A 14,553-nucleotide genomic window follows, 5' to 3' on the forward strand; every position below is an offset into this window, starting at 1 on the left:
CGGTCTTGAAGGGATTCGGCACGGCGCCGGGGGAAGCCTTCGTCCGGCGCCTGTCTCACGCCCGCACAACCATCGCCCCGGGGCGCTTGTTCCATCGCCGCAGCGACGAATCTGCGGCACGGCTGTTGCGTGCGGGGCCGCCAGGACGGAAGCTCCCCCGCACAGGCCGTGCGGCAGCGACGTGAGGGGGAAGAAGGACATGAGCATGACGGTCCAGACCAGGCACCTGTTCACCCTGGAAGCGAAGGTGAGCATCCAGATGGGACAGGAGACGCCCACCGGCATGCGTCGCATCGCCGTGGTGGAGGGCGGCAGCTTCCGGGGCGAGCGGCTGCGGGGGGAGATCCTGCCCACCGCCGGCGGCGACTGGCTGCTGGGTCGGCCGGACGGGGTGCTGCTGATGGACGTGCGGCTGACCCTGAAGACCGATGACGGCGCCTTCATCTACATGACCTATACCGGCATGCGGCACGGGCCGGAGGACGTGATCCGCCGCCTGAACGCCGGCGAGCCGGTCGACCCGTCGGAATATTATTTCCGGGTCACGCCGCGCTTCGAGACGGCTTCCGGCCCCTACGACTGGCTGAACCGGCTGCTCGCCGTCGGCATCGGCGACCGCAAGCCGCACGGCCCGGTCTACGAGGTGTTCGAGATCCTGTAGCGGGCGGGGGCGGCCATCACCGCATGGGCATCGAAGCCGGCGGAATGGATGGTCGGCTCAAGGCCGACCATGACCATGCTGTTGGCCGCAAACCCTTCAGCCGTCGTGCCCGGCCTTGAACCAGGCACCCATTCCGCAAGCGGTGCCGTCTGCCGGCGAGCCCCGGCCGGGACCCGCCGTCGGCTTCGGCCCCCTCAATGGTTGTTGCGCGGCACACCTTTGGTCTGCGCCACCCGCTGGAAGCCGACCGCAGGCCCCAGCACCATGCCGGCGTCCAGTTGCGATACCATGGAACGCTGGATCGCCTGCCAGGGGGTCTGGTCCTCCGGATAGGGATAGCCGCCATCGCCGGCGATCTCCGCCCGCCGGGCGGCCAGTTCGTCGTCGGGGATCAGGACGTTCGCCTCCCGCTTGCGCAGGTCGATGCGGATCCGGTCGCCGGTGCGCAGCAGCGCCAGGCCGCCCATCGCGGCGGCCTCCGGCGAAGCGTTGAGGATCGACGGCGAGCCGGAGGTGCCCGACTGCCTGCCGTCGCCCAGGCAGGGCAGGCCGGTGATGCCGCGTTTGATCAGGGCGGCCGGCGGCTGCATGTTTACGACTTCCGCCGCGCCCGGATAGCCGATCGGCCCGGCGCCGCGGATCACCAGGATGCAGGTCTCGTCGACGTTCAGCGCTGGGTCCTCGATCCGCAGGTGGTAATCCTCCGGCCCGTCGAAGACGATGGCCCGCCCCTCGAAGGCGTCCGGGTCGTCGGGGTTCGACAGATAGCGGGAACGGAACCCGTCGGCGATCACGCTGGTCTTCATGATCGCGGAATGGAACAGGTTGCCCTTCAGGTTCAGGAAGCCGGCATTGGGCAGCATCGGCGCATCGAAGGGCAGGATCACGTCGCGGTCCTGCACCGGCCGGTCGCGGCAATTGTCGCCGATGCCGCGGCCGTTGACGGTCAGCGCATCCTCGTGGATCAGGCCCTGGCCCATCAGTTCGTGCACCACCGCCGGCACGCCGCCGGCGCGGTGATATTCCTCGCCCAGATACTTGCCGGCCGGCTGCAGGTTGACCAGCAGCGGCACCGCATAGCCCAGCCGCTCCCAGTCGTCATTGTCCAGCGACACGCCGATATGGCGGGCGATGGCGTTCAGGTGGATCGGCGCGTTGGTGGAGCCGCCGATGGCGGAATTCACCCGGATCGCGTTCTCGAACGCCTTGCGGGTCAGGATGTCGGAAGGCTTCAGGTCCTCGTGCACCATCGCCACGATGCGGCGACCGGTCTCGTAGGCCATCTGGCCGCGCTCGCGGTAGGGAGCGGGGATCGCCGCACAGCCCGGCAGGCTCATGCCCAGCGCCTCCGCCAGGCTGTTCATCGTGCTGGCGGTGCCCATGGTGTTGCAATGGCCGACAGATGGCGCGGATGAGGCGATCAGGTCGGTATAGCCGTCGATGTCGATCTCGCCCGCGGCCAGCAGTTCCCGCGCCTTCCAGACGATGGTGCCGGAGCCGGTGCGCTGGCCCTGGAACCAGCCGTTCAGCATCGGCCCGCCGGACAGCACGATCGCCGGCAGGTTCACCGTCGCCGCCGCCATCAGGCAGGCCGGCGTGGTCTTGTCGCAGCCGGTGGTCAGCACGACCCCGTCCAGCGGATAGCCGTACAGCACCTCCACCAGGCCCAGATAGGCGAGGTTGCGGTCCAGCGACGCGGTCGGCCGCTTGCCGGTCTCCTGGATCGGATGGACGGGGAATTCGAAGCAGAGCCCGCCGGCGGCGGTGATGCCGTCGCGCACCCGCTTCGCCAGCTCCAGATGGTGGCGGTTGCAGGGCGACAGGTCGGAGCCGGTCTGGGCGATGCCGATGATCGGCTTGCCGGACTGCAGTTCCGCGCGGGTCAGGCCGAAATTCAGGTAGCGCTCCAGATAGAGCGCCGTCATTCCCGGATCGTCGACATTGTCGAACCATTCCTGCGACCGCAGGTGGCGGCTTTTCTTGTCTGGCATGCACGCTTCCTCCCAACCCTTCCGGTGCCGCGGTTGCGGCCCGGCGGGTGGCGATCATGCCATGGCTGCGCCGGCAGCTGTAGACGGGACGCGCGCCCTTCCGGCCGCGGGCGCCAATTGGGGCGGAAACGGTGGCGACGGGGGCGCCTGCAGGCGGCAGCGGATCAGCCGTTGGTCGGGCCGCAGGTCTGTCGGCGCCGCCGGGCGCCCCCGTCGTGGTCGGAGCCTTGGTGGTCAGAACCCAAATTGTCGGGGCCTTCGCGGTTCGGGCCGCGCATCAGTGCCAGCGGCTCGGTTCCGGCTCGCCATCGCCGAGCAGGCGCAGCAGTTCCTCGCCCGACATGCCATCCTCGTCCTCCAGCTCCGGCAGCAGCCGGTCGTCGGCCGGAAGGCGCGAGAACTCGGCGATGGCGTCGATACTGCGATACTCGACGAACTCGGTTTCGTAGATCTCTTCGATGGTCGCGATGCGGGCCATGTCGCCCTCCCTTCGTCGCTGGTTCCGGGCGGCGGCGGTTTCCGTCCGCGCCCCCTGTCGAGAAGGAAGATCGCGTCCAATTCGTTCGGCCGAAGGGCATGATTGTGGAAATCTGGCGGCGTCCTGTGACCCGCGTCACAGAACGCACCGGCGGACCGCAGAAAAAGTCGCCGTCAGGCCTTCTTGAGCTTCGCCATGAACGCCTCGTAGCGCGCCCTGGTGTCGGCGATCTCGTAGGCGGTGCCGAACTCGTAGGCCAGCCCCTCGTCCAGGCCGGCATTGGCGGCCTTGCCGTACAGGTCCTTGTAGGCGGCGATGGCGCCCGCGCTGTTGGCGGCGATGCCGCGGGTGATCGCGTCGACCCGGGCGTCCAGCTCGGCGGCGGGCACCGCCTCCAGCACCAGGCCGTACTCTGCCGCCTCGCTGCCGGTGACATGGCGGGCGCTGAAGGACATTTCCTTCGCCCGCGCCATGCCGACCGCGCGCGGCAGGCGCTGGGTCATGCCCCAGGTCGGGCGGATGCCCAGCATGGCATGCGTATCGCCCAGCTTCGCCTCCGCCGCCGCGATGGCGAAGTCGCAGCCCAGCATCAGCTCCAGCGCGCCGGTGAAGCAGAAGCCGTTCACCTTGGCGATGGTGGCCTGGCGCATGCTGCCCAGCTTCGCGATCACCTTCCGCGCCGCATCGTTCAGGGCGCCGCCGACATCGCCGGCCGCCAGGTCGATGCCCTGCTCGGCCAGGGCCTGCAGGTCGACGCCGGCGGAGAAGGCCTTGCCGGCACCGGTCAGCACCACGACATGGCTCTGCCCGGCACCCTCGACCCATTCCAGCCCTTCGTGCAGCTTCTCCAGCAGGGGGACGTTCAGTGCGTTCAGCCGCTGCGGCCGGTTCAGGGTGATCGTCGTGACGCCATGGGCACTGTCGATCAGCACGGGATTCTCTTCGGTCATCGCTTCCCCCTCCTCCCAGAAACGGCCGCCAGAAACCGCGGCCAGAAATGGCCGGCAGATCAGAAGATGCCGGCCTCCAGCCCGGCGGCGACCAGGGTGCCGAGCTCCTCGCACTGCCCGACGAAATCCTCGTCGAAGGGGCCGCGGCAGATCAGCGGCTCCTGCACAGCCTTCCAGCGCAGGCCGGTGGCGATGCTCTCCACCGCCCGGCGGGTGCCGGTGCCGTCATGGCCGGCCCGGATCCACAGGGCATAGGGCAGGCCCTGCGTCTCCTCCAGCACGGCGTAGTAGGTGCGGTCGAAGAAGTCCTTCAGGGCCCCGCTCATATAGCCGAGGTTCTCGGTGGTGCCCAGGATCACGGCGCCGGCGGCGCGCACTGCCTCCGGCCCCGCTTCGAACGGGGTCATGGCCGTCACCTCGACCCCGTCGATCTCCGGGCTGCGGGCACCCGCCAGGACGGCATCCAGCAGCTTCTGCGTGTTGGGTGACGGCGCATGCGCCACGATCAGCAGCCGTTTCACGTCTCTCTCCTTCGGTTGCGGGCAGCTTCGGCCGTTCGCTCCGGGGCTGTCAAAAGTCGCAGCCCCCGCTACGGTGCGGACCAACAAATCCGGGGGAGGGGGAGACGAGATGCTGACGGCGATCGACCGGGTGCAGATGGCGGTACCCGATGCGGGCAGGGTGGCCGCGCTCTGGCAGGGGATCCTGGGGGCGGAGCCGGCGGGCCAGGACCGCCTGGCCCTGCTGGGCGCGAAGCGCACCGCGCTGCGCCTGGGTCGCGGCTGGATCGAACTGCTGGAACCCGACGGCGCCGGCCCGGTCGCCGACGCGGTCGCCCGGCGCGGCGGCCACATGTTCGCCGCCGGCGCCAGCGCGCCCGACCTGGCCGCGCTGCGGGCGCATCTGGCGGGGAAGGGCTGCGCCCCGGCGGAAGAGGGCGGGCAGCTGTTCCTGGATGCCGCCGGTACCGGCATCGACGGGCTGCGGCTGGTGCTCAGCGCAGCGCAGGACCTGCCGGCCGTCGGCGATATCGACTTCCTGTACGAGGCGACCCTGCTGGCGCCCGACCATCGCGGCGACACCGCCCGCTTCGCGGCCCTGTTCGGCCTGGATGCCGACGTCTTCGTGCCGATCACGTCGGAGCGCTTCGGCTATACCGGCACCCTGACCCTGTTCCACCGCGACCGGCTGCACCGTTTCGAGGTGATCACGCCGACCGATATGGACCTGACCATGGGGCGGTTCCTCGCCCGCCAGGGGCCGGTCCTCTACATGGCCTTCGCGGAAACGCCGCGCCTGTCGGCGATCGAGGCGCGGATCGCCGAACGCCATCCGGAGCGGCCGGGCATGACCGTCGACCGGCCGGAGGGGCGCCGCGCCGACCAGGTGGCGGACCAGATCTGGGTGCATCCGCCGACCCTGGGCGGGATGATGCTGGGCCTGAGCCGCCCCAGCATGGCCTGGTCCTGGTCCGGCCATCCGGAGCGGGTGGAGGCGGTGGCGTGACGGACGGCGAAGCGCAGGTCGCGGCGGCGGAGCCGGTCCTCCTGGCGTCGACGGAAGGCCGCGTGCGGCGGCTGGTGCTGAACCGGCCGGATGCGCTGAACGCCTTCAACGATGCGCTCTACCGGGCGGCCGCGGCCGCGCTGGACGATGCCGCGGCCGATCCCGGGGTGGCGGTTGTGGTGCTGACCGGCGCCGGCCGCGCCTTCTCCGCCGGGCAGGACCTGGCGGAACTGGGCGATGCCCGCAGCCACGCGCAGCGGGTGGCGGACGGCTTCGGCCCCTTCATGGCGGCGCTGGAGGGCTTTCCGAAGCCCCTGGTCGCCGCGGTGAACGGCCTGGGGGTCGGCATCGGCCTGACCATGCTGCCGCATTGCGACATCGTGCTGATGGCAGCGGAGGCGCGGCTGCGCGCGCCCTTCGTGCCGCTGGGGGTAACGGCGGAGGCGGGATCGAGCCTGCTGCTGCCGGCGATCCTGGGCTGGGGGGCCGCGGCGCACCTGCTGTTCACCGGCGCCTGGCTGGACGCAGGCGCGGCGAAGGCGGCGGGCCTGGCCTGGAAGGTGGTGCCGGGCGCGGACCTGGCGGCGGAGGCCATGGCGGTGGCCGGGCAGATCGCGGCGCAGCCGGTGCCGGCCCTGGTGGCGACGAAGTCGGTGATGCGGGCCGCCCGGGCCGACGCGCTGCGCGCCGCCCGCGACCGCGAGGATGCCGCCTTCGCCGTCCTGGTCGGCGGCCCCGCCAACCGCGAGGCGATCGCCGCCTTCCAGGAGAAGCGGCCGCCGGATTTCTCCGGCGTCGTCTAGCCCGGCCCGGCCCCGGCTGGACGATGCCGGCGACCGGCGCCGCCGGCCGGCTCAGGCAGCCAGGAGGCGTCCGCGCGCCTCGTCGTACTCGCGCTTCAGGCGGGCCACCAGCTCGCCTGCGGCAGGGATCTCCTTGACCGCGCCGATGCCCTGGCCGCAGCCCCAGATGTCGCGCCAGGCCTTCTTGTCCATATTGCCGCCGGAGCCGAAGTTCATCTTCGACGGGTCGCTCTCCGGCAGGTTCTCCGGGTCCAGCCCGGCGGCGATGATCGACGGCTTCAGGTAGTTGCCGTGCACCCCGGTGAACAGGTTGGTGTAGACGATGTCGGCGGCATTGCTGTCGACGATCATCTGCTTGTTCTCCGGCATCGCATTGGCCTCTTTCGTGGCGACGAAGGCGGAGCCGATATAGGCCAGATCGGCGCCCATCGCCTGCGCCGCCAGGACAGCGCCGCCGGTGGCGATGCAGCCCGAGAGCAGCAGCGGCCCGTCGAACCATTCCCTGATGTCCTGGATCAGCGCGAAGGGTGAGGTGGTGCCGGCATGGCCGCCGGCCCCGGCCGCCACCGCGATCAGGCCGTCGGCGCCCTTCTGCACCGCCTTGCGGGCGAAGGTGTCGTTGATCACGTCGTGCAGCACCAGGCCGCCATAGGAATGGAAGGCCTCGTAGACCTCCTCCCGCGCGCCGAGGGAGCAGATCGTCACCGGCACCTCGTACTTCACGCACATCTCCACGTCGTGCATCAGGCGGTCGTTCGACCGGTGCACGATCTGGTTCACCGCGAAGGGGGCCGACGGCGCCTCCGGATGCTTGGTGTCATGCTCCGCCAGCTCGCCCTTGATCCGTTTCAGCCATTCCTCCAGCTGCTCCTTCGGCCGCGCGTTCAGGGCGGGGAACGAACCGACGACGCCGGCCTTGCACTGCGCGATCACCAGGTCGGGGTTGGAGACGATGAACAGCGGTGCGCCGACGACCGGCACGGACAGACGATCCTTCAGGATGGCGGGCAAGGCCATTGGGCGTTTCCTCGTTGTGCGTTCAGGAATGGCGTCGCCCGGCCGGGCGCGCCCGTTGGTAGGTGTGTATGCAGGTTTTCAACTTGCCCCGCAATCGGGCCTATGCTGGCCGCGGTTCCGGGAGACGAACGGGAGGTTCCATGCGCGACAATCCGGTGAAGCGGCGGCTGCAGGCGGGCGAGACGGTATTCGGCACGATGGTGTTCGAATTCCTCTCTCCGGGCCTGCCGCAGATGGCGGCCAATGCCGGCGCCGACTACCTGCTCTACGACATGGAGCATTCCGGCCTCGGCGTCGCAGACATCAAGCTGCAATGCGCGCTGTGCCGCGGGCTCGGCATCGTGCCGCTGGTGCGCCCGCCGTCGAAATCCTATGCCGACATCTCCAAGCTGCTGGATGTCGGCGCCATGGGCCTGGTGTTCCAGATGGTGGAAAGCGCGGAGGAGGCGGCGGAACTCGTCTCCTTCACCCGCTATCCGCCGGTCGGAATCCGCGGCGCCATGTTCGGCGCCGCCCATGACGACTATAGCGCCCCCTATGCCAGCGCGACCATCGACGCGGCCAACGACCGCCTGCTGCTGCTGGCGCTGGTGGAAACCCCGCGCGGCCTGGAGAACGTGGAGAAGATCGCCGCCGTCGACGGCATCGACGCCGTGCATCTGGGGCAGGGCGACCTGTCGGTGGGCCTGGGCATTCCGGGACAGATGGACAATCCGCAGATCCAGGCCGCCATCGACCGTGTGGCGGCGGCGGCAGCGGCGGCGGGTAAGCCGGCGGCCGCCGGCGGCGGCAGCGCGGACTGGGGCCGCATGCTGCTGGAGCGCGGCTATCGCATGATCTCCCATGCCTCCGACATCGCCCTTTTCCAGGGCGGCCTGGCGGACGGTGTGGCGGCGCTGCGGGGCCGCTGACGGCCGGTCGCCTGTCGGCTTCATCTGGGTCTCCTGCCACCTGACGGGGGGCAGGATCGGCATTGCCGAGCCATCCGTCCAATGCAATTCTCGGCTTTTCCATGCATTGGATGCATAGCGATGAACACGGTGAAACTGCGTCATGCGGTAGCGGTGGATCGCGCCGGCAGCTTTTCCGCAGCGGCCGCCGCGCTCAGCGTCACCCAGTCGACGGTCACCCGTAGCGTCGCGGAGCTGGAGCGGGACCTCGGCCACCTGCTGTTCGAACGTGGCGCGCGCGGCGCGACCGCGACGCCGGAGGGGCGCGACTTCCTGGAGCGCGCGGCGCGCATCGTCGCCGACCTCGACATGCTGGCCGCCGATGCCCGCAGCGGCGCCACGGCGCGGCGCTCGCTGCTGCGCATCGGCGTCTGCCCGCCCTCGGTCCAGGGCCTGGTCAACCATGCGCTGCGGCGCCTGATCGCGGCCGAGCCGTCGCTCTGCGTACAACTGAGCGCGCCGAGCGTGGAGCGTGGCGCGCAGCAGCTGCGGCGGGGCGATATCGACCTGCTGGTCGGGCCTCAGTCCCTGGTGGGCGGAGACCCTGCCATTGCGACCGCGCCGGCAGGCCTGCTGCGGACGAAGCTCTTCGCCCGGCGCGGCCATCCGTTGACCCGCCGCGAGCAACCGGCGCTCGGCGACCTGGCCGACTACAAGCTGATCGTGCCCGACCTGGGCAGCCACTATGTGGAACGTTTCGCCGCGATCTATGCCGCGCGCGGAAAGGAACCGCTGCGCCACCTGCATGTCATCGAGTATTTCCCGATCGTCGCCGACCTGGTCGCCTCGACCGACCTGCTGGCGATGGTGGAGGCGGGCTATGAGCGCAGCGCCGCCTTCCGGCAGCGCTTCGTGGCCTTCGACCTGTCGCTGATGGAGCCGGTGGTGATGTGCTGCGCCCACCGCGCCCGCTGGCTGCCCGGCCCGCCGGCGCGGGCCTTCATGGCGGCGCTGGCGGGCGGTTGAAGTCAGGCGGTGGTTGCCGGTTCGACAGCCACCGGCGGCGCCGTCTCAGACAGCTTCCGCTCCGTCTCCGCGTCGCTGCGGGCCAGCATCCGGGCATAAGGCTCCGGCGGATAGACCAGGTGCGGGCCGGGGCCATCGGCGGGCGGCTGGGGCTCCCGGTCCGCCGGTGCCGCGAAGGGGGCGGGCGCGGTGAAGCGGGCCAGTTCCTCTGCACTGATGCCGGCGCGGGCGACCACGTCCGGGTCGATCCAGGCGCGGGCATCGATCGGCGCGTCGGAGAACGACGCCTCCAGGCTCAGATGTTCCGGGCCGGCGAAGTAGATCGAGGTGCAGAAGCCGTGGTCGATCGGGCCGATCACCGGCACGCCGTGGCTGCGGATGCGGTCCTGCAGCGCCAGCAGGGCCGGCCGGTCCGGCACCCGCAGCGCCAGGTGCTGCAGCGCACCGCCGGCGACCGGCCCGGCCGCATTGCCGGCATGGGTGACGCCGATCTCATGGGGGATGCCGGCGATCTTCGGGCTCTGTACGAAGGCGATCGAGCATTGGTCGTTCAGGCGCAGGAAGCCGTGCCAGGCATCCTTCACGCCGTGCATCCAGTACAGCGCCACCAGTTCGCAGCCCAGGACGTCGGCGAAGAAGGCGATCTGCGTCTTGATGTCGGCGGTGCAGACGGCGAGGTGATGCACCCCTATCGCCCTTGCCTCAGGGCCGGGCCCGGCCGATGCCCCGGTCACCGGGTCAGTCCCCTTCCGTCCCCGTCGCCGCCGTCTCGCCGGCCGCGCCTGCCGGGAACTGCGGCAGCATCACCGTCAGGACCTCGGCATCGCCCGTGCCGGTGCTGAGATAGACATGCGGGCGGCCGCTGTCGAAATAGACCGACTCGCCCGTCGCCAGGGCGATCGGCTCGGCTCCGGCGATGTGCAGTTCGATCGACCCGGCCAGGACATAGAGGAATTCGTCGCCGGGATGGCTCTGCCATTCATCGAACTCGTCCAGGCTGCGCGCCATGATATGGCCGCGCACCGGCATCATCTGGCGGCCGCGCAGGCCGGTGGACAGCACCTCGTAGATATAAGGCCCGCTGCGGTGGCCCTGCGCCTCTCCGGTCCGGGTGATCACCGGCTGTGGGCAGGACCCAACCGCACCGCGGTCGGTATAGAGGTCGGCGATGTCCAGGCCCAGGGTCGCCGCCAGGCTGGCGAACTTGTCGTAGGCCAGCGACATGCGGCCGCGCTCCACCTTCGACAGGGTGGAGACGGCGAGGCCGGTACGTGCCGCCACGTCGGCCAGGGTCCAGCCGCGATCGCGCCGCAGCCTGCGCAGGCGGGCGCCGATTTCCGTCCGCTCCACCTCGCGCGCCGTGGCAGCGGCCGGCCCGGCGCGGCGACCGGCCCCGGCGTCGGTACGGGTGTCGATCTCCGTCGCGGCGCCATCGGTCGGCGCAATGTCGATTACGTATTTTCCGATTGGAAAGCGCTCCTTATGCTTCACGGATATGCCTTCCCATCGTCCGGATCCCGTGACCGTCCCATTCGCGAAACTTTCGGCCCTCCGCGCGGTCAGAGCAAGCTTGATCGGTGCGAGTCCGATCGGAGCACACCTGACAGGGGCCGCCCGGCTGCATGGCGCCGCACCGGGCGAACGTGGCAGGCTACCAGACCTTGTGTCCCGGCGGCGCCTGCCGATGCACGCATGACGGGCGGCGCGGCGGTTCGTGGCGGGCAGGGCTGAGACTGGGGGAGGTGGTGCCGGGACCTGACGCGACAGAAGCCGACATCCTGGTGATCGGCGCCGGCATGGCCGGCTGCGCCGCGGCCTATGAGCTTGCCGCCGGCGCGTCGGTGGTCGTGCTGGAGGCGGAGGCGCAGCCCGGCTATCACGCCACCGGCCGCTCCGCCGCCCTGTTCTCGGAAACCTACGGCCCGGCGCCGGTCCGCGCCCTCACCCGCGCAGGCCGCCGCTTCCTGGAAGCGCCGCCGGAAGGCTTCGCCACGCATCCGCTGCTGGGCGCCCGCGGCATCATGTTCGCCGCCACGCCGGAGCAGATGCCGGTGCTGGAGGGGCTGGTGGCGGAAATCGGCGCCCTGACCGACATGGAGCGGCTGAGCCCGGTCGGCGCGGCGGCTCTGGTGCCTGTGCTGCGGCCGGAGCTGCTGGCCGGCGCGGCGCTGGAGCGCGGCGCGATGGACCTCGACGTGCATGCGCTTCATGCCGGCTACCAGCAGGGGCTGCGCGCCCGCGGCGGGCGGCTGGTCGGCAGTGCCGGCGCGACGGCGATCGCGCGGCAGGGCGGGCGCTGGCAGGTCGACACCGCGCAGGGCCGCTTCGCCGCGCCGGTGCTGGTCAACGCCGCCGGCGCCTGGGGCGATGCGGTGGCCGCCCTGGCCGGGGTGGCGCCGCTGGGCCTGGTGCCGAAGCGGCGCACCGCGATCCTGTTCGACCCGCCCGCCGGCATGGATGCGGCATCCTGGCCGATGGTCGTGGACGCGGAAGAGCGGTTCTACTTCAAGCCCGATGCCGGCCGCATCCTGGGCTCGCCCGCCGACGCGACCCCCAGCCCGCCCTGCGACGCGCAGCCGGAGGAGATCGACGTGGCCACCGCCGCCTGGCGGATCGAGGAGGCGACCAGCTTGGAGATCGCGCGCATCCATCACCGCTGGGCGGGGCTGCGCACCTTCTCCCCCGACGGCGTGCCGGTGGCCGGCTTCGAGCCGGCGGCGGAGGGTTTCTTCTGGCTGGTCGGGCAGGGCGGCTACGGCATCCAGACCGCACCGGCGATGGCGCAGCTGGCGGCCGCACTGATCGCCGGGACGGCGCTGCCGCCAGACCTGGCCCGCGCCGGCGTGGTGCCGGCCGACCTGGCGCCGCGCCGGCCGACCCTGGCGGAAGGCGTGCCATGAGCTGGCTGGTCCCCGTCATCCTGCTGGTTCTGCTGGGGGCGGGCGCGGCGCTCGCCTACGTGATGGGCGCGGCGGCGGTGCTGACCTTCGCCGCGACCGACAATCTGCGCTACCTGGCGATCATCCCGCAGCGGATCTTCAGCCAGATCGACGTCTTCGCGCTGATGGCGATGCCGCTGTTCATCCTGACCGGCGAGGTGATGAACCGCTCCGGCATCACCACCGCGCTGATCGACATCTCCATGGCGCTGGTCGGACGGCTGAAGGGCGGGCTGGGCCATGTGAACGTGATGACCTCGGTCTTCTTCGCCGGCATCTCCGGCTCCGCCGTGGCGGATGCCGCCGCGCTGAGCAACATGCTGGTGCCGGAGATGAAGGCCCGCGGCTATTCGGCGACCTATGCCGGGGCGATCACCGCCGCCTCCTCGGTGATCGGGCCGATCATCCCGCCCAGCATCATCCTGATCTTCTATGGCGCGCTGACCGGCACCTCTGTGGCGGGGCTGTTCGTCGGCGGCATCCTGCCCGGCCTGCTGCTGGCCGGGGCGCTGTTCGCGATGAACGGCGCGATCGCGCATCTGAAGGATCATCCGGGCGGCCGCGGGGTCGAGGTGCCGCCGCTGGTGCCCAGCGCGCTGCGTGCCGCGCCGGCGATGATGCTGCCCTTCATCATCGTCGCCGGCATCGTCGTCGGCTGGTTCACGCCGACCGAGGCGGCCGGCATCGCGGTGCTGTTCGCGCTGGCGATCAGCCCGTTCTACGGCGGCATCAGCCGCGACATGATCTGGCAGAGCCTGCAGCGCACCGCGATGCTGACCGGCTCGATCTTCATCCTGCTCTCCGCCGTCGCCGCACTCGGCTATGTCGCGGGGCTGGAGCAGGTGCCGCAGGGCCTGGCTGCGCTCGTCACCGATGCCGGGCTGGGGCCGCTGGAATACCTGCTGGCGCTGAACCTGGTGCTGCTGGTCGCCGGCATGATCATGGACGTGCCGGTGGCGCTGGCGCTTCTGGTGCCGCTGCTGGCGCCGGTGGCGGTGGCGCAGGGGGCCGACCCGCTGCACCTGGGCATCGTGATCTGCTTCAATCTGTGCATCGGCCTGATCTCGCCGCCGCTGGGGGGCTGCCTCTTGATCGTCTCGACGGTCACGCGGCTGAACTACTGGCGGCTGGCGGCGGCGATCCTGCCGTTCTTCGTGGTCGAGATCCTGGTGCTGCTGCTGCTCGTCACGGTGCCGGAGATCACCTTGTTCCTGCCGCGGCTGTTCGGCTTCTAGGCAGGCTGTCGGGTCCAACGAAACGGGGAAGCCCTGAAGGAGGGAAGAATGAACTGGACCGCTACCATCAAGGCCGCCGCCCTGGCGACGGCGCTCTCCGCCGTCAGCCTGGCGGCCACGGCGGAGGTGAAGATCGCGCTGGACACCGCGCCCGACCTGGAAGGGTCCGGCACCTATGTCTGGGCCAATACCTTCGGCAACTATCTCAACGAACACGGGATGGAGGCGAAGGAATATCCGCGCGGCGCCCTGGGCGAGGAGGCGGAGAAGCTCGACCAGACCTCGCAGGGCCTGCTGGAGGTGAACATGGCCGACGTGAAGTCGGCGGGGAAGCTCGACACCCTGATCTACGGCGTCTACCTGCCCTACCTGTTCGAGGATATCGGCCATCTGGACATGGCCGTCGACAAGGGCAGGATCCTGGAGAAGGTGAACGCGGCCACGACGCCGGAAGGCGTGCGGGTGCTGGACATCGTCGCCCTGGGCTCCGGCGCCGGCATCTTCAATACCAAGAAGCCGATCACCCATCCCGACGACATGGCCGACCTGCGCATGCGCGCGCTGGACGAGACCCAGATCAAGCTTTTCGAGTCCTGGGGCACCAAAGGCACGATCGTCAGCTGGTCGGAAGTGCCGAACGCGCTGCAGACCGGCGTCGCCGACGGCTATATGAACCCGGCCTTCGTGCCGCTGATGTTCGGCCATACCGACTTCATCAAGCACTACACCAACGCCAACATGGTGCCCTCCACCCGCCTCGCGATCGCGTCGGAGGACTGGTACCAGGGCCTCAGCGATGCGGACCGGAAGATCGTCGACGATGCGGTGAAGGCCGCGCATGACGCCAACCGCGCCTGGCTGAAGCGCACCGAGCCGGCGATGGAAGGCAAGCTGAAGGAGGCCGGAATCGAGGTCACCCACCTGACGCCGGAAGCCCGCGCCGAGTTCGTGGATCGGTCCCGCAAGGTCTATACCGACGGCGTGCTGGCGCCGGAGCAGGTGGAGATCTGGGTCGAGGCCGCGGACGGCGCGAAGATGTAGCTCCGGTCCGGGGGAC

Annotated in this window: 15 protein-coding genes; 8 read left to right on the forward strand and 7 right to left on the reverse strand. The window is 70.4% G+C overall.

All coding sequences use genetic code 11. From position 1 onward, the window contains the following. Positions 1–199: 199 nt before the first annotated feature. Complete coding sequence (locus ACFOGJ_RS15305; protein ID WP_379901905.1) at positions 200–661, forward strand: DUF3237 domain-containing protein; 462 nt, start codon at positions 200–202, stop codon at positions 659–661. Between the two features lie 194 nt (positions 662–855). Here the strand turns inward: ACFOGJ_RS15305 and ACFOGJ_RS15310 are convergent, their stop codons facing one another. The 4 genes from ACFOGJ_RS15310 to ACFOGJ_RS15325 all read right to left on the reverse strand — a co-directional run bounded on the left by ACFOGJ_RS15310 (position 856) and on the right by ACFOGJ_RS15325 (position 4,601). Next, a complete protein-coding gene (locus ACFOGJ_RS15310) occupies positions 856–2,652 on the reverse strand; it encodes an IlvD/Edd family dehydratase (protein WP_379901906.1) in 1,797 nt (598 codons plus the stop codon). 277 nt (positions 2,653–2,929) lie between these two features. Then, positions 2,930–3,130, reverse strand: coding sequence for a hypothetical protein (locus ACFOGJ_RS15315; RefSeq protein ID WP_379901908.1), 201 nt, complete (start codon positions 3,128–3,130; stop codon positions 2,930–2,932). 173 nt (positions 3,131–3,303) lie between these two features. Continuing rightward, positions 3,304–4,080, reverse strand: coding sequence for an enoyl-CoA hydratase/isomerase family protein (locus tag ACFOGJ_RS15320; RefSeq protein WP_379901910.1), 777 nt, complete (start codon positions 4,078–4,080; stop codon positions 3,304–3,306). Positions 4,081–4,139: 59 nt separating this feature from the next. Continuing rightward, positions 4,140–4,601: a flavodoxin family protein gene (locus ACFOGJ_RS15325; protein WP_379901912.1), complete on the reverse strand. Its 462-nt coding sequence runs from the start codon at positions 4,599–4,601 to the stop codon at positions 4,140–4,142. A gap of 109 nt (positions 4,602–4,710) precedes the next feature. Here ACFOGJ_RS15325 and ACFOGJ_RS15330 point away from each other — a divergent pair, with 109 nt between their 5' ends. Beyond that, entirely contained in the window at positions 4,711–5,586 is an 876-nt protein-coding gene (locus ACFOGJ_RS15330; protein WP_379901913.1) for a hypothetical protein, read from the forward strand. Further along, positions 5,583–6,389: an enoyl-CoA hydratase/isomerase family protein gene (locus tag ACFOGJ_RS15335; RefSeq protein WP_379901915.1), complete on the forward strand. Its 807-nt coding sequence runs from the start codon at positions 5,583–5,585 to the stop codon at positions 6,387–6,389. The genes ACFOGJ_RS15330 and ACFOGJ_RS15335 overlap by 4 nt, the downstream gene beginning before the upstream one ends. A gap of 51 nt (positions 6,390–6,440) precedes the next feature. Here ACFOGJ_RS15335 and ACFOGJ_RS15340 read toward each other — a convergent pair whose 3' ends face one another. Continuing rightward, positions 6,441–7,406, reverse strand: a complete 966-nt coding sequence (locus ACFOGJ_RS15340) for an NAD(P)H-dependent flavin oxidoreductase (protein ID WP_379901917.1) — start codon at positions 7,404–7,406, stop codon at positions 6,441–6,443. 140 nt (positions 7,407–7,546) lie between these two features. Here ACFOGJ_RS15340 and ACFOGJ_RS15345 point away from each other — a divergent pair, with 140 nt between their 5' ends. After that, entirely contained in the window at positions 7,547–8,317 is a 771-nt protein-coding gene (locus ACFOGJ_RS15345; protein ID WP_379901919.1) for an HpcH/HpaI aldolase family protein, read from the forward strand. Between the two features lie 120 nt (positions 8,318–8,437). Then, on the forward strand, positions 8,438–9,322 hold the full coding sequence (locus ACFOGJ_RS15350; protein ID WP_379901920.1) for a LysR family transcriptional regulator: 885 nt from the start codon (positions 8,438–8,440) through the stop codon (positions 9,320–9,322). A 2-nt stretch (positions 9,323–9,324) separates the two neighbouring features. Here ACFOGJ_RS15350 and ACFOGJ_RS15355 read toward each other — a convergent pair whose 3' ends face one another. After that, a complete protein-coding gene (locus tag ACFOGJ_RS15355) occupies positions 9,325–10,008 on the reverse strand; it encodes a VOC family protein (RefSeq protein ID WP_379901922.1) in 684 nt (227 codons plus the stop codon). Positions 10,009–10,060: 52 nt separating this feature from the next. Next, on the reverse strand, positions 10,061–10,813 hold the full coding sequence (locus ACFOGJ_RS15360) for a helix-turn-helix domain-containing protein (RefSeq protein ID WP_379901924.1): 753 nt from the start codon (positions 10,811–10,813) through the stop codon (positions 10,061–10,063). 254 nt (positions 10,814–11,067) lie between these two features. Between ACFOGJ_RS15360 and ACFOGJ_RS15365 the strand changes: the two genes are divergently transcribed. Genes ACFOGJ_RS15365 through ACFOGJ_RS15375 form a run of 3 tightly spaced genes read left to right on the forward strand, consistent with a single transcriptional unit; the run spans position 11,068 to position 14,537 of the window. Then, the gene (locus ACFOGJ_RS15365; protein WP_379901926.1) at positions 11,068–12,222 is read left to right on the forward strand and encodes an NAD(P)/FAD-dependent oxidoreductase; all 1,155 of its coding nucleotides are present in this window, start codon (positions 11,068–11,070) and stop codon (positions 12,220–12,222) included. Continuing rightward, positions 12,219–13,496, forward strand: coding sequence for a TRAP transporter large permease (locus tag ACFOGJ_RS15370; protein WP_379901927.1), 1,278 nt, complete (start codon positions 12,219–12,221; stop codon positions 13,494–13,496). The genes ACFOGJ_RS15365 and ACFOGJ_RS15370 overlap by 4 nt, the downstream gene beginning before the upstream one ends. Before the next feature lie 48 nt (positions 13,497–13,544). After that, positions 13,545–14,537: a TRAP transporter substrate-binding protein gene (locus tag ACFOGJ_RS15375; RefSeq protein WP_379901929.1), complete on the forward strand. Its 993-nt coding sequence runs from the start codon at positions 13,545–13,547 to the stop codon at positions 14,535–14,537. Positions 14,538–14,553: the final 16 nt, after the last annotated feature.

Origin of the sequence: Marinibaculum pumilum (assembly GCF_042646425.1) — a bacterium.
In the GTDB taxonomy this organism is placed as follows: Bacteria; Pseudomonadota; Alphaproteobacteria; order Ferrovibrionales; family Ferrovibrionaceae; genus Marinibaculum; species Marinibaculum pumilum.